This window comes from Hominilimicola sp., from assembly GCF_046972485.1.
In the GTDB taxonomy this organism is placed as follows: domain Bacteria; phylum Bacillota; class Clostridia; order UBA1381; family UBA1381; genus Hominilimicola; species Hominilimicola fabiformis.
Genome location: NZ_JBKVWU010000005.1, coordinates 1 through 15,418 on the forward strand (window position 1 = coordinate 1; position 15,418 = coordinate 15,418).

General features: G+C 39.0%; 11 protein-coding genes. 10 read left to right on the forward strand and 1 reads right to left on the reverse strand.

Annotated elements, in window-relative coordinates:
- Window positions 1-396: hypothetical protein (locus ACLTU0_RS01210; RefSeq protein ID WP_412321076.1), on the reverse strand; the 396-nt coding region annotated here is incomplete at its 3' end.
- Between the two features lie 217 nt (window positions 397-613).
- Between ACLTU0_RS01210 and ACLTU0_RS01215 the strand changes: the two genes are divergently transcribed.
- The 10 genes from ACLTU0_RS01215 to dnaJ all read left to right on the forward strand — a co-directional run bounded on the left by ACLTU0_RS01215 (window position 614) and on the right by dnaJ (window position 15,410).
- Window positions 614-6,019, forward strand: a complete 5,406-nt coding sequence (locus tag ACLTU0_RS01215; RefSeq protein ID WP_412321078.1) for a LamG-like jellyroll fold domain-containing protein — start codon at window positions 614-616, stop codon at window positions 6,017-6,019.
- An 84-nt stretch (window positions 6,020-6,103) separates the two neighbouring features.
- Window positions 6,104-6,562: a C-GCAxxG-C-C family protein gene (locus ACLTU0_RS01220; protein WP_412321080.1), complete on the forward strand. Its 459-nt coding sequence runs from the start codon at window positions 6,104-6,106 to the stop codon at window positions 6,560-6,562.
- Window positions 6,563-6,784: 222 nt separating this feature from the next.
- Entirely contained in the window at window positions 6,785-8,131 is a 1,347-nt protein-coding gene (locus ACLTU0_RS01225) for a copper amine oxidase N-terminal domain-containing protein (protein ID WP_412321082.1), read from the forward strand.
- Between the two features lie 140 nt (window positions 8,132-8,271).
- Window positions 8,272-8,832 (forward strand): elongation factor P, encoded by a 561-nt coding sequence (efp, locus tag ACLTU0_RS01230; RefSeq protein WP_022229870.1) that lies wholly within the window; start codon window positions 8,272-8,274, stop codon window positions 8,830-8,832.
- An 81-nt stretch (window positions 8,833-8,913) separates the two neighbouring features.
- Entirely contained in the window at window positions 8,914-9,390 is a 477-nt protein-coding gene (locus tag ACLTU0_RS01235) for a CD1247 N-terminal domain-containing protein (RefSeq protein WP_117964874.1), read from the forward strand.
- A 53-nt stretch (window positions 9,391-9,443) separates the two neighbouring features.
- Window positions 9,444-10,541 (forward strand): radical SAM family heme chaperone HemW, encoded by a 1,098-nt coding sequence (gene hemW / locus ACLTU0_RS01240; protein WP_412293688.1) that lies wholly within the window; start codon window positions 9,444-9,446, stop codon window positions 10,539-10,541.
- A 173-nt stretch (window positions 10,542-10,714) separates the two neighbouring features.
- Window positions 10,715-11,752 carry a heat-inducible transcriptional repressor HrcA gene (gene hrcA / locus ACLTU0_RS01245; protein ID WP_147513624.1) on the forward strand — a complete coding sequence of 346 codons (1,038 nt, stop codon included), beginning with the start codon at window positions 10,715-10,717 and terminating at the stop codon, window positions 11,750-11,752.
- Between the two features lie 16 nt (window positions 11,753-11,768).
- Window positions 11,769-12,302: a nucleotide exchange factor GrpE gene (gene grpE / locus ACLTU0_RS01250; RefSeq protein ID WP_308456201.1), complete on the forward strand. Its 534-nt coding sequence runs from the start codon at window positions 11,769-11,771 to the stop codon at window positions 12,300-12,302.
- 23 nt (window positions 12,303-12,325) lie between these two features.
- Window positions 12,326-14,158: a molecular chaperone DnaK gene (dnaK, locus tag ACLTU0_RS01255; RefSeq protein ID WP_022229875.1), complete on the forward strand. Its 1,833-nt coding sequence runs from the start codon at window positions 12,326-12,328 to the stop codon at window positions 14,156-14,158.
- Between the two features lie 121 nt (window positions 14,159-14,279).
- Window positions 14,280-15,410, forward strand: coding sequence for a molecular chaperone DnaJ (gene dnaJ, locus ACLTU0_RS01260; protein WP_412321083.1), 1,131 nt, complete (start codon window positions 14,280-14,282; stop codon window positions 15,408-15,410).
- Window positions 15,411-15,418 lie beyond the last annotated feature (8 nt).

Below are 15,418 nucleotides of genomic sequence, written 5' to 3' on the forward strand. Positions count from 1 at the left end.
GTTTAGTTCAATAATTGTTTTAAAATTTTGATATACTTTTTCTTTAATATTTTCGGTAAGATGAATTACACCGCTTTTTGAATATCCCAAAAACATCATAAGCTCAATCAGAGCATATCCGCCCATAACGATGTAGTCTGTTTTCCATGGAACAGAGGTGGGCTTATATGAATTTGATGTTGCGGAAGTAAAGTACATAATATCTCCGCTCTGAACTTTGTGCGAAACATTGTTATGGTCTGTAAAAACACCTTCTCCGCTGTAACAAACGGAAATTTGAGAATGTAGCATAAAACCTTTGCCGCGACTTATTTGTGCTTGATGTTCAAGCGATTCCGAGCCGTAGACATACACCGGTAAAAGTCGTTCTTCTTTTGCTGATACAGGTTTGAACATATTATCCGCCTCCAATATATCTGTTGAGTCTGTCGGCAAAGTGTTAACAGACGCGTCTTTAATCTAATATCTATTATAAAATATCTAAGTACAAAAGTAAAGCAAAACAGTTAGAAAATTTACAACTGTTTTAGAAATCTTATAATTGTAATGCACTATGTGGGAGTGCTATAATATAATTAACGGATAATGTAATCTTAAGGAGGAGAAAAAACCAATGAATAAGAAAAAGATTATAAGCACAATCTTGGCATGTGCTATGCTTCCTTTTGGCGGCTTAATCAGTGCATCTGCTCAAGATACAAAACCGACATATGTACAGCTTAATCCGGCTGACGCATCACCTTTTAACAACGGTGAGTTCCAAGGCTGGGGTACTGCACTTTGCTGGTGGGCAAACAGACTAGGTTACAGTGAAAAACTTACCAATGCGGCGGCAGAGGCATTTTTCTCAGACGAGGGATTAGGACTTGACATCGCACGTTACAACTTAGGCGGCGGTGACGATCCGACACATAATCACATCAACCGTTCTGACTCAAAAGTACCCGGCGTGTACAGTGATTACAAATTGTCAAGTGACGGCAAAGATGTAGAGAGCATTACATATGACATCACGAAAGACCAAAACCAATTAAATATCGCAAAAGCGGCACTAAAAGCAAATCCTGATTTATATTTTGAAGGATTTTCAAATTCCGCGCCGTATTTTATGACTAAAACAGGCTGTACAAGCGGCGGCGGTACTGTAAACAGTGATGGAACGGTTACGTCAAACGGAAAATTGAATAACTTAAATGACGATATGTATGATGATTTTGCCAAGTTTATTGCAGACGCAACAAAGCTTTTCAAAGATAACGGCATAGAGTTTAAGAGCTATTCGCCTATGAATGAGCCTGATACGGATTATTGGGGTTACGGCTCACCAAAACAAGAGGGCTGTCACTTTGATCCGGGTGCAAGTCAGTCAAAGATGATTACGGAAACAAGAAAAGCACTTGACAATGCAGGATTTACGGACGTACTTGTGGCAGGTATGGACGAAACAAGTTTGAAGAAAACCGCAAACAATCTCGGAAGTCTTACAGACGAGGCAAAGACTGCACTTGGCAGAGTTGATACTCACACATATTCAGACCGTGGCTATCACGCACAGGTTAAGGCAAAGGCACTTGAACTCGGCAAAAACCTATGGCAGAGTGAAGTTGACAAGGGCGGTAACGGTGCAACTCTTGCAAGTATGATTATCGAAGATATGAACGGTATGCAACCGTCCGCATGGGTAATGTGGGATATAGTGGACTTCCATAAGGACTCAAAATTCGTAGACCCGACGAGCGGAAACAAGACGGAGGCTAACAATTCTTTGGCATACACAGGCAGTGTATGGGGCGTAGGTATGGCAGACCATGATAACGAAGAATTGGTACTTACAAATAAGTATTACACATACGGTCAATTTACAAAGTACATAAATCCGGGTGATACAATTATCGCCTCATCGGCAAACACACTTGCCGCATACAACAAAAATACAGGCGATATTAAAATCGTAGCAAACAACGGTGCAAATTCGTCTGATGTTAATTATGTATTTGACCTTTCGGGATTTAATACGGTAGGTACAAACGTAAGAGAAATCAGAACAGATATGGCAGGCAAGGAAAAGTGGGCAGAAATCAAAGACGGTGCCGTACTTGACGGAAAAACTCTTACTACAACTTTAAAAGCAAATACAGTAACAACATATTTGATTGAAACAGGTGCAAAGGTTACAAGTTTTGAACCTACAAGCACAGGTCTAAAATACAGCTATACACCGAGCGAAACATTGAACGGATATAACCAATATTTTGCAGTGTATGATAAGAACGGTTTACTAAAAGCTGTTACGGTAAACCAACCGACAGGAGAACTAACAGGTGACTTTACAGACTGTACATTCAAATTTATGGCATGGGACGGAGTTACTCCGAAAGCGACTGTAACAAACACTACTTCACAGCTTGGAACGGATTATGCGGTTATTACAGGCAGTGATGTTGAAATTAAACGCGGTGACGAGGTACAACTTGCACTTGGCACAAATTTAAAAGGTGATGTTACTTGGTCTGTTGACAGTGACGCAACTGAAAACGGTATTGCCGAAATTTCTCAGACAGGTCTTTTGAAGGCTAAGAAACCGGGCAAGGTAACTGTTACGGTTAAGGTAGGAGACTATACAACTTCAAAAACTTATGACATCACTGTTTATGCGACAATTTCAGGTGCGGCAACCGTGAGCGTCGGCAAAACATCACAATATACTCTTGACACAAATGCAGAGGGTACACCTGTTTGGAGCGTAAGTGATGAAAAAGTTGCAACTGTTTCACAAGACGGTACAGTAACAGGCGTGTCAGCAGGAACAGTTACAATAACGGCGACAATCGGTGACGTTAAGGCTACAAAAGATATTAAGGTAACAATGTATACTCTAAGCGGAACGGCTTCATGGGGAAATGCCACAACAGCACCGAGTGACGCTAACGATTATCGTAAAGCGGCAGACGGCGATCTTAATACATATTTTGACGGCGTACAAAACGGCTATGTAATGTACGACTTCGGCAAGACTGTTAAAGTAAACAACGTAAAACTTGCCGCAAGAAGCGGAAACGGTATGCCTGAAAGAACAAAGGACGGTAAAGTTCAGGCTTCAAACGATGGCATAACATGGACTGATTTGTATACAATAAGTACGGCAATTCCGTCAGGTCAGTACACAACAATAAGCAGTACAGATTTGGCTGATCAAAACGCATATCGTTACTTCAGATATACTAACGATACTAATATGACAAATATCGCAGAATTTTTGGTTGATGCAACTCCGTCGGAGGAAACGGCAGTCGGAGCACCGAGCGTTACGGATATTGATGAAATGAGCGATGATTTTGAAGATTCAACAAATATCTTTAATGCAAGTGCAGGAGATTTGTCGGCAGACGGAAATCAAGTATATGCAACAGGTCTTGAAAGATTCGGTAACGTATTTGTTCCTGTTAAAGCAACTGCAAAAGCAGAACTTTCAGAGGCAAAGTCACTTACAAGCAAGGATAAATTCAGACTTACATTCGATATGTTCTCAGGTTGGGAGCAGAACGGTAAGGAAAATACATTCTCTGTTAAAGACGCAGACGGCAACGAGGTTGTAGGATTTACAATCACAGGCGGCGGATATAATCTTAATCAAATGCGTATCGGAGGTACAGATGTACTTGCCAATTCGGAAAAACCGGTAATTCAGTGTACATCAACTGATGTCAAAAACGGTAAATTGCGTGGTGCAAACGGTTGGCAGACCTCATCGCAGAAGTACGCAAACAATATGGGACTTAATAAAAAGGTAGAAATCATAATAGACGGAACAGGTTCGGCAAGCGTAAGCTTTACAGGCGGTGAGACTGATGTAAGCTACACAGGAACAATAAGCACACCTATAAGCGTTAAATCGCTTGAATTAACAGGTTCATACAACGGTGCAAGAGGAAGAGTTGTTTCATATGATAACTTTGACGCAGATGTAATATCATACAGCAGTGAGTTGGCGGCACCGACGCCGACTCCTGAACCAACCGCAGCACCGACGGTTCCTGAAAGCGGCGAGCTTATCAATATGAATTTTGATAACGGCGACTTAACAAGTACATCATCATACGGCAAGGCAACAGGTACACCGAAATTTGTTACGGTTGACAATAAGAAGTGTATTCAGTTTGACGGAACAAGCGGAACGGTTGTTACGCTTACAGACGCAAACGGCAATTCGCTTTTGACAGGTCAGAAAAATATCACAATTTCATTTAAGGTTAAGCCGACAACCACAACAACATCATGGTGGTTCTTTGCCTCACCAAACAGCAGTGCACAGACATATCAAAAAGAACAGTATCTTGGTGCAATGACAAACAACGGCACACTTACATTTGAAAGATATAATAATTCCGGTACAAGAAGTGAGGCGGCAAAAGGTGCGTATAACACAAATGAATGGAACGATGTAATCATTTCGATTGCCGACGGCGTAACGGATGTTTATGTAAACGGAACAAGAACAAACAGTGTTAATTCAACAGTTAATATTTCGGATATGCTCGGGAAAAATTCAGTTGCATATATCGGTAAGGCTAACTGGGGTTCTGGCGAGTATGCAACAGGTTATATAGATGATTTTGTAATCTATAACTATGCTTACGAAAATCCTTTAAATTCACTTGATTTGGGTGATTTGACAGCTGTTACATCTGACATTACAATCCCTACGCAAAATGGCGTTACATGGTCAACTTCAGACGCTGCTGTGGTTACAACGGCAGGTAAGATTACAAGAAGTGACGAAACAAAAACAGCTATTTTGACTGCAAAAATGACAAAAGACGGTGTTGAATTTACAAGAAAATTCGACGTAACTGTATTGGGATATACAGCGGTTATTGACAGTTTCAAAGCATATGCCGACGGAAATAAAATCGTTTATGCAAGTGACTGTGATTCGACGAAAGATAAGTATGCCGTAAAGGTTTCATTGGCTGATTCAGACGGTACGGCAGTCGGAACAGAGCAGACAAATGCGGCAGGCAGTTTTGATAATCTTGAAGTAGGTAAGTATAAAATAACAGCAACATTATCAGACGGAACAACAGAAAAGAAAAAGGTGGAAAAGACAATTAATATTAAGAACCTTGATGATATGAGTGCGTACTTATTTGTTCACTTCGTTGATACACAAGAGGACGCAACTCGTGAACAAATCTATTTCTCAGTATCAAAAGACGGTAAGACATGGACAACGCTTAATAATAAACAACCGTATTTGACAAGTAATGTCGGTACACAGGGCGTTCGTGACCCGTATATTCTTCGCGGTGAGGACGGTAAGTTCTTTATTATCGCAACAGACCTAAGCGTCTATAACTTAAAGAATAACTGGACAGCCGCCGCACAGCAAGGCTCAAAGAGCATTGTTGTATGGGAAAGCAGTGACCTTGTTAATTGGAGCGAGGCAAGCCTTGTAAAGATTAATAATGACAATGCCGGTTGTACATGGGCGCCGGAGGCTTGCTATGATCCTGAAAAGGATGAATATATGGTATTCTGGGCATCGGTTGTAAGCGATGACAGCTATCAAAAGTACAGAATTTACAGAAGTTATACAAAGGACTTCAAGACATTCTCTGCTCCTGAATTGTATATAGAAGAGCCTAACGCGGTTATTGATACAACTATTATCGACCATGAGGGTACATATTACAGATTTACAAAGAATGAGGCAAAATCAAGTATCACAATGCAGGAGTGTACATCTCTAAGCGGTGATTGGAAAGATGTTGCAAACTATAATTTGAGTAGTATGACAGGTTATGAAGGTCCTACAATTTATAAATTAAACGGTAAAAATGAATGGTGCTTACTTCTTGACTACTTCTCAAAGAGTAAGGGCTATAAGCCTTTTGTAACAACCGATATTACAAAGGGTGAATTTACGGCAGATTCAGACTTCTCGTTTGACGGTACATATCGTCACGGTACTGTAATGCCGATTACACAGGCTGAATATGAAAGATTAACAGCTGAATAATGTGAAAAACTGCGGGTATTGTTGCTCGCAGTTTTTTTGTTGACAGGTGTGGTATAATTAAAATAAAAACGTAAGGTGATTAATATGAACAAAAGAGAAGAACTTGCCAGACAGGCATTTAAAGAGGGATACAACTGCTCACAGGCAATGGTGGCGGCGTTTAGCGACTTGATGGAAATGGATAAAAAGACGGCACTGAGACTTGCGTCATCATTCGGCGGCGGAATGGGCAGAATGAGAGAAGTTTGCGGTGCTGTAACGGGAATGTTTATGGTTATCGGAATTTTGTACGGATATGACGACGCGAAAGATTATGAGGGTAAAAAAGATACCTACGCACTTGTACAGGAACTCGCAAATCAATTTAAAGCGGAAACAGGCTCTATTATATGCCGAGAACTTTTAGGACTTGACGGAAAAGATAACAGTCCCGTTCCGTCAAAGAGAACAGAAGAATATTATAAGAAACGCACTTGCGAAGATAAAGTCGGTCTTGCGGCAAAAATACTTGACGAATATATCCAATCGCATTGCACGAGATAATGTATCTTGCAGTTTTTAACTGACAAAGTATTTACAGTTTGAAAAATATATGTTATAATGTAAATATATTAATAACAACTGATAAAATAGACAGTAAAATCAATCAGTTAAAGGCTGAATTAAACAAAACAGCATAGGACATAATGATTTATTAAAGGGTGTAAAGTCTTTGACAACAAATAAGACTTTGCACCCTTTTTGTATTGTGGGGAGGATAAAAGAATGAAAAAGTTTATGATAGGATTATTATTTATTGTTTTATTATCAACAACATTAAGTGCCAATGCAGAAACAGTAGTTTTAAAAGCAAATAGTTATGATAAGATTAGAGATGCTTATTTTGACTACCATAATATACATGTTCTGTCAAATCAAGAAGGGAACTTCTTTTGGTGGACGGGTACTGAATTTATACAATGCTCTCTCTTTGATACTAAATTTACAAAATCCGATGATTTGGTAGAGTGGAGTGATATGGATCTTAGCTATGAGGTACGTAGAAAAATTCGCCACCAGTATGTGACAAACATTAAGCATTATGGGGATAAATATATTGTATATGATGAAATTTTCACCCCTTCTATAATTATAGATAAAATGACAAGAACACATGGTCCGATAATTAAACCAATATATACATTTGATGAAAATTTTAATTTGGTAAGCGAATTTCAGTTGGATAAACCGTTAACCGATTTTGAATATATAGACGGTATTTATTATATTGAAACACAGGAATACACACAATTAGGACCACAAGAATTTGAAAGTAAAAATACTATTTACTATTCTTATGATGCAATTGATTGGCAAATTGATAATGAAAGGAGTAGTATGCCACAAAGCAATGGCAGAAATTATCTTGTATTTCAAGGAGAGTTGGTAAATTTTAATGCAAGTGATTACAGATTTGAAGTAAAAGATATGTTCATAGAAAAAAATAAGTCGGATTTAATTAAAGTTGTGCAAGAAAGACCTATAACATGTTACTATAAAGCAAAGGGTAATATCTATGTTGAAACACAATATGATAATGTTGATACATTCAGAATATCTCGTGACGGTGTATATTCTGTTGATATAGCAATCCCTGCAGACAGTGATGATGAACATATTTTTAATTGTACTTTGTGGAAAGATAAACTTGTTTTACAGACAAGAAAAAGATTAATAGAATATGATATGGCAGATATTGAAGATGTATTAAATGAAAAATGCCCGTCGGATACGCCTTATATTGAGTTTAACGGTAATATTCTCGGCTTTGACGTACCGCCGGTTATCGAGGACGGCAGCACGCTTGTGCCTATGAGGTTTTTGTTCGAGCAAATGGGAGCAGATGTTGAATGGGACGGAAAAACGAAAACAGCAACTGCGACGCTTGGTGATAAAGAAATAACATTTTCAATAGATAACGTCAACGCAAGAATAAATAATAAACCCGCTAAAATGGACGTGCCTGCAAGATTGATAAATGATAAAACAATGGTACCGCTACGTTTCCTTTCGGAAAATATGGGATATGACGTAGATTGGGATGCCGATAGCAGAACGGCGATAGTACGCTAATATCATTTTATTAATTTACAAGTTTTAAACCTGTAATAATAAAAAGGAAAAAAAACTAATAAATACTTGATTTTTTAGACAAAATATATTAAAATATAATTATTAATATTAAATTACAAAAGATTCAGGAGGATTAATTTATGATTACAGCTGGTGAATTTAGAAATGGCAGAACCTTTGAACACGAAGGTAATGTATTTCAAATCGTAGAATTTCAGCACGTTAAGCCTGGTAAGGGTGCTGCTTTCGTAAGAACAAAGCTTAAGAACATAATCAGCGGCGGTGTCGTTGAAAAGACATTCAGACCTACAGAAAAGTTTGAAGAAGCTCATATCGACAGAAAGGATATGGCTTATTCATACGGTGATGACGATTTCTATCATTTTATGGACAACGAAACATTCGATATGCTTGACATTGCTAAGTCAGAAATCGAAGAACAAATGAAGTTCGTTAAGGAAAATGACGTATGTAAGGTTATGTCTTACAAGGGTAACGTATTCGGTGTTGAACCGCCTACATTCGTTGAACTTGAAGTTGTTGATACAGAACCTGGTTTCGCAGGTAACACATCTACAAACGCTACAAAGCCTGCTACTCTTGAAACAGGTGCTACAATTCAAGTACCTCTATTCGTTGATATGAACGAAGTTATCAGAGTAGACACAAGAACAGGCGAATACATGGAAAGAGTAAAATAAGTCTGAATAAAATCGCACACGGCACTTATTTTGTGTTGTGAACAATTTTCTTTCAGCCTTTTGAATGAAAGGAGATTAATTATGGAAGATTTAATTAAAAAAGTTTCATATCTAAAGGGTTATGCAGACGGTCTTGACCTTAGCCCAAAGAGTGACGAAGGTAAGCTTATTATCAAATTGCTTGATGTTATGTCTGAAATGGCTGATACTATTGAAGAATTAAACTCAAGAGTTGATGATGTTGAAGATGTTGTTGACGAGCTTGATGATTGTGTACTTGAAATTGCCGACGATTTGTACGGTGACGATGAGTATGACGATTATGATGACGATGACGACGATGATTATATCGACGATTATGATGACGATGATTACGACAGTGACGGAAATGATTATTTTGAAATTCAATGTCCGAACTGCGGTGAAGACGTTATGATTGATTTTGATATGATTGACGATGATAACGCTATCGTATGTCCGAACTGTCACGAAGAAATCGAACTTGAGTTTGATTGCGATTGTGACGATGACGACTGCGACTGCGGACACGAACATTAATATTGAATTGAATAAAAAAGGACTGTTAAGTCCTTTTTTTATTGAGGTGACTTATGAAAGGACTTTATATTCACATACCGTTTTGCAAACAAAAATGCAAGTATTGTGATTTTGTATCATTTCCGTGTATGGAGGATACGGCGGACAAATACGTTGACGCGCTAAAGCGTGAGGCGGAACAATACAGGGGAGAAAAAATTGATACGATATTTATCGGCGGCGGTACACCGTCAATTTTAACACCGAAACAAATCGAAGAAGTTACGAAAATGTGTTTTGATGTATTTGACGCTGCAAGTGACTGCGAATTTACGACAGAGGCAAATCCGGGAACAATAGATGATGATAAAATTAAAGCAATGTTAAACGGCGGTATAAATCGCATAAGCGTAGGTGTACAATCGTTCAATGATGATGAACTGAAAAAAATCGGAAGAATACACGACGCAAAGACGGCATATAATACAATTTGTCATTTAGATAAAATGGGTTTTCAAAATATAAATCTTGACATTATGACCGCACTTCCGTCACAGACATTTGAGAGCTTAAAAAATACTTTAAACACAGCTGTCAGCTTGCCTGTAAAGCATATATCGGCATACAGTCTTATAATAGAGGACGGAACACCTATTGAAAAGGAATATTCAAAAGGACTGCTTGATATTCCGAATGAAGATACTGACAGAGAAATGTATATGTATACAGTCGATTTTCTCAGTAAGAACGGCTTTAAGCAATATGAAATATCGAATTTCGCAAAGGACGGATACGAGTGCAGGCATAACGTGAAGTATTGGACAGGTGAGGAGTATATCGGCTTAGGTACGGCGGCACATTCATATATCGGAAACTGCCGTTTTTACAACACGTCCGACATAAACGAATATATCGGCGGTGCGGAAAAGGAAGTAATTGAATTGACCGAAAATGATAAGATAGCAGAATTTATGATTACCGGACTTCGTATGAACAGGGGAGTGAGCGAAACTGATTTTAAGTCGCGTTTCGGCAAGGATATAAATGATGTATTCGCTAGTGAATTTGATAAATTTATAAAGCTCGGACTTATGCAATATATTGACGGAAGATACAGTCTTACATTGGACGGGATTAACGTGTCAAACTCGATTTTGTGCGAGTTTGTATAAGAAATTTGGCAATATGGGATAATTTATGAACATTTTATGAAAAGTTATATTAATCACTTGACAATCGGGTATAATAGTGGTATCTTATAATTGTTAGCACTCAAGGTGTATGAGTGCTAACAAGAAAATGCTTATATGACATCTTGTTTAAAGATAGAAAGGAATGTTTGTATATGGATTTGAACGACAGAAAAAGAAAAATCCTGCAAGCAATCATTGATGAATATATAGGCACTGCTGAACCTGTCGGTTCAAGGTCGATTTCAAAAAAGGAAAACTTGGGTTTGTCCAGCGCGACAATCCGTAATGAAATGGCAGACCTTGAAGAAATGGGTTATCTGATACAACCGCATACTTCGGCGGGACGTATTCCGTCAGATGAGGGATACAGATTTTACGTTAATTCGCTAATGCGGAAGTATAAGATAGGTATGGAGGCAGTTGCACAGCTGCAAAGCGTACTTGAAACGCGTGTCAGTCAGCTTGAAAAGCTGATTAGATATGCCGGTGCAATAGCGTCAAATCTTACCGAATATACAACGGTTGTTACAGCGCCTAAGGAGCAGGAATTTGAAATTAACAAGATTGACCTTGTGCCGATTGCCACGCAAACGGTAATGCTTATTGTTGTAACAAGAACTGTAAGAAACAAGGTAATGAATATCGACATTGACAGTGCAACGTGTATGTCACTTGCAAATATATTAAACGAACATCTTGCCGGACTTAAAGCCGGAGAGATAACGTTTGATAAGATACAGGATATTCAAAAAGATATTGAAAACAGACTTTCACTTCATCCGAAAGTTTTGATTGATATAATGCACTTTGTGTATGAAACGATAACGGACAGCGGTGAAACAGAAATATATGTCAACAATGCAAAGTCAATATTGAAATATCCCGAATACAACGATGTTGAAAAAGCGGAAAAGATATTTACTTTCCTTGATGACAAAGAAAATTTGAAAAAGCTTGTTGCCTCAAGCGACGCTGACGGAATTGAGGCTAAAATCGGTAAAGAAAACGATTTTGAAATATTGCAGGATTGCTCATTGGTAACTATCAATTATTCACTTGGCAATAAAAAAGCCGGAAAAATCGGAGTTATCGGACCTAAACGAATGAATTATTCAAAGGTTTTTGCAAGCCTTGACCTTATTTCAAATGAAATAGATAAAATACTCAACGAATATATAAGTGATGAGTAGAGAAAGGGGTAATCAGATGGCTAAGAAGAATGAGGAAGTCAATGAGGAGACATTAGATAAAGAAACAGAAAAAACGGCTGAACCTAAAGAGGCAGAAAAGTCAAACGAGGAAGTCCTTGAAGAAAAGCTGAAAGAACAGACTGATAAATATATGCGTCTGTATGCCGAATATGACAACTACCAAAAGCGTTCGCAGCGTGAAAAAGATATGCGTTACGGTGACGCGGTAATTGATACGGTCGGTGCAATTCTTTCGATAGGCGACAACCTTGAAAGAGCGCTTGCGACTGAAGTTCAGTCGGAGGACGGTCAAAAAATGAAAGACGGTATTGAAATGGTTTTAAAACAGTTCAATGAAACACTTTCAAAGTTGGGCGTTACGCCGATTAAGGCAGAGGGTGAACAATTTGACCCTAATCTTCATAATGCGGTTATGCACATTGAAGATGAAACAATCGATGACAATACGGTTGTCGAGGATTTGATGAAAGGCTACATATATAAGGACGGCCGAGTAGTCAGACACAGTATGGTAAAAGTAGCAAATTAATTATAAATTAGGAGGAATTAAAAATGGGAAAGATTATAGGTATAGACTTAGGTACAACAAACAGTTGTGTGGCTGTTATGGAAGGCGGTAACCCTAATGTTATCACTAATAGCGAAGGTGCAAGAACAACTCCTTCAGTTGTTGCATTCCAAAAAGACGGTGAAAGAATTGTAGGTCAGGTTGCAAAGCGTCAAGCCGTAACAAATGCTGACAGAACAATTATGTCAATTAAGAGAAAAATGGGTACAAGCGAAAAAGTTACAATCGACGGTAAAGCTTATACACCACAAGAAATCTCGGCAATGATTCTTACAAAGTTAAAGCAAGATGCAGAAAGCTATCTTGGTGAAACTGTAACACAGGCTGTTATCACAGTTCCTGCTTACTTCAACGACTCACAGCGTCAGGCTACAAAGGACGCAGGTAAGATTGCAGGTCTTGAAGTTTTGAGAATTATCAACGAGCCTACTGCCGCAGCTCTTGCATACGGCGTAAGCGACACAGGTAAGAAAGTAATGGTATACGACCTTGGCGGCGGTACATTCGATGTATCTATCCTTGATATTGATGACGGCGTATTTGAAGTTCTTTCAACAAACGGTGATACTCACCTTGGCGGTGACGATTTCGACCAGGCAATTATCAACTACTTGCTTGACGAATTTAAGAAAACAGAGGGCGTAGACCTTTCAACAGATAAGATGGCTATGCAAAGATTAAAAGAGGCTGCTGAAAAGTCAAAGATTGAACTTTCGACAACAACAACTTCAAACATTAATCTTCCATTCATCACAGCTGACGCAACAGGTCCAAAGCATATGGATATTACACTTACAAAAGCTAAGTTTGATGAACTTACAGCTGACCTTGTAGCAAGAACACTTACATGTATCAGAAACGCTATGAATGACGCAGGTCTTAACGCATCACAAATCGATGAAGTCCTTCTTGTCGGCGGTTCTTCAAGAATTCCTGCTGTACAAGAGGCTGTTAAGAAAGAAATGGGCAAAGAGCCTAATAAGGGTATCAACCCTGACGAATGTGTTGCAGTAGGTGCTGCAAGACAGGCAGGTGTACTTGGCGGTGAAGAAACAGGCGTTCTTCTACTTGATGTTACACCGCTTTCACTTGGTATCGAAACAATGGGTGGTGTATTTACAAAGCTTATCGAAAGAAATACAACAATCCCTACAAACAAATCACAAATATTCTCAACTGCCGCAGACGGTCAAACTTCTGTTGAAGTACACGTTCTTCAAGGTGAAAGAGAAATGGCTCAGTACAACAAGACTTTGGGACGTTTCAATCTAACAGGAATTGCTCCTGCTCCGAGAGGTGTGCCACAGATTGAAGTTACATTCGATATTGACGCAAACGGTATCGTAAACGTAAGTGCTAAAGACCTTGGCACAGGCAACGAACAGAAGATTACTATTACAGCATCTTCTAACCTAAGTGACGAAGATATTGACAGAGCTGTTAAAGAAGCTGAAAAGTACGCTGAAGAAGATAAAAAGCGTAAAGAAGAAGTTGAAATCAGAAACAACGCAGAATCACTTGTATATCAATGTGAAAAGGCTGTTAAAGATGCAGGTGATAAGATTGACGATAATACAAAGTCAATGGTTGAAACTGAAGTAAACAAGGTTAAAGAGGCTCTAAAGGGTACAGACTCGGCAGCTATTAAGGCGGCTACAGACGAACTTCAAGAAAAGTTCTACGCAGTTGCACAGCAAATGTATCAGCAAGCTAATCCGCAGGGTGATCCTAATGCACAACAGGGTGCACCAAATGATGACGGTGTTTATGAGGCTGATTACAGAGAAGTTGACAACGACGATAACAATCAACAATAATAATGAAAACGCTAAAAGGACGGACAAATGTCCGTCCTTTTAAGGCTTTTAACAGAGCCTTTGTATTAACACTTTACAAAACTAAAATATTGTAGTATAATATCATAGGTAGGTGAAAAAATTGGCTGAAAAAAGAGATTATTATGAGGTGCTCGGAGTTTCAAAGGGTGCTTCTGATGATGAAATAAAAAAGGCATTCAGAAAGATGAGTAAGAAATACCATCCTGACCTTAATCCGAACAATAAAGAGGCGGAGAAAAAGTTTAAGGAGGTAAACGAGGCTTATCAAGTGCTTTCTGACCCTGAAAAGAAAAGTAAATACGACCAATTCGGACACGCAGGTGTTGACCCGAACTTCGGAGCGGGCGGCGGTGGCTTTAACGGCGGCGGTTTTGACTTTGGCGATATATTCGGCGATTTCTTCGGAGGCGGTTTCGGAGGATTCGGCGGCGGTCAAAGAAGAAACGGACCAAAACGCGGTGCTGATATTCGTAAGATTATTGATCTAACTTTTGAAGAAGCGGCATTCGGCTGTCACAGAGAAATGAGTATACAGGCACAGGAAAAATGTGAAACTTGCGGCGGCAGCGGTGCTAAAAGGGGTACGACTGCACAAACTTGTCAGCATTGTCACGGAACAGGTCAAATCCGTACACAACAAAGAACTGTACTGGGTTATATGACTAACGTTACGACTTGTCCGCACTGTCACGGTGAAGGTAAGATTGTAAAAGATCCTTGTCCGGACTGTCGCGGTACAGGTAAGGTAAGAAAGTCGAAGAAGATAGAAGTTGATATTCCGGCAGGTATTGATGACGGTCAGACAATTCAACTTTCGGGTAAAGGCGAGGCCGGCGATAAAGGCGGTCCTAACGGCGACTTACTTCTTACAATAAGAGTACATCCGCATCAGATGTTTAAACGTGAGGGAACAAATGTATTTATAGATATGCCTATATCATTTGTACAGGCTGCTTTGGGTGCAACCGTACAAGTACCTACACTTGACGGCCCTGTTGAGCTGAAAATCCCTGAGGGAACTCAGACAGGTTCAAAATTCAGAATGAAGGGCAGAGGTATTCCGTCAATCAGAAGTAAGGTAAGAGGCGACCAATACGTTACCGTAAACGTAGAAGTGCCGAGAAACCTTAATTCAAAGCAAAAAGAACTTTTGCGTGAATTTGAAGAAGATAAAAATTATAAACAAAAGAAATCTTTTGCAGAAAAGATGAAAGATTTCTTGAACAAATAAACTTAGGA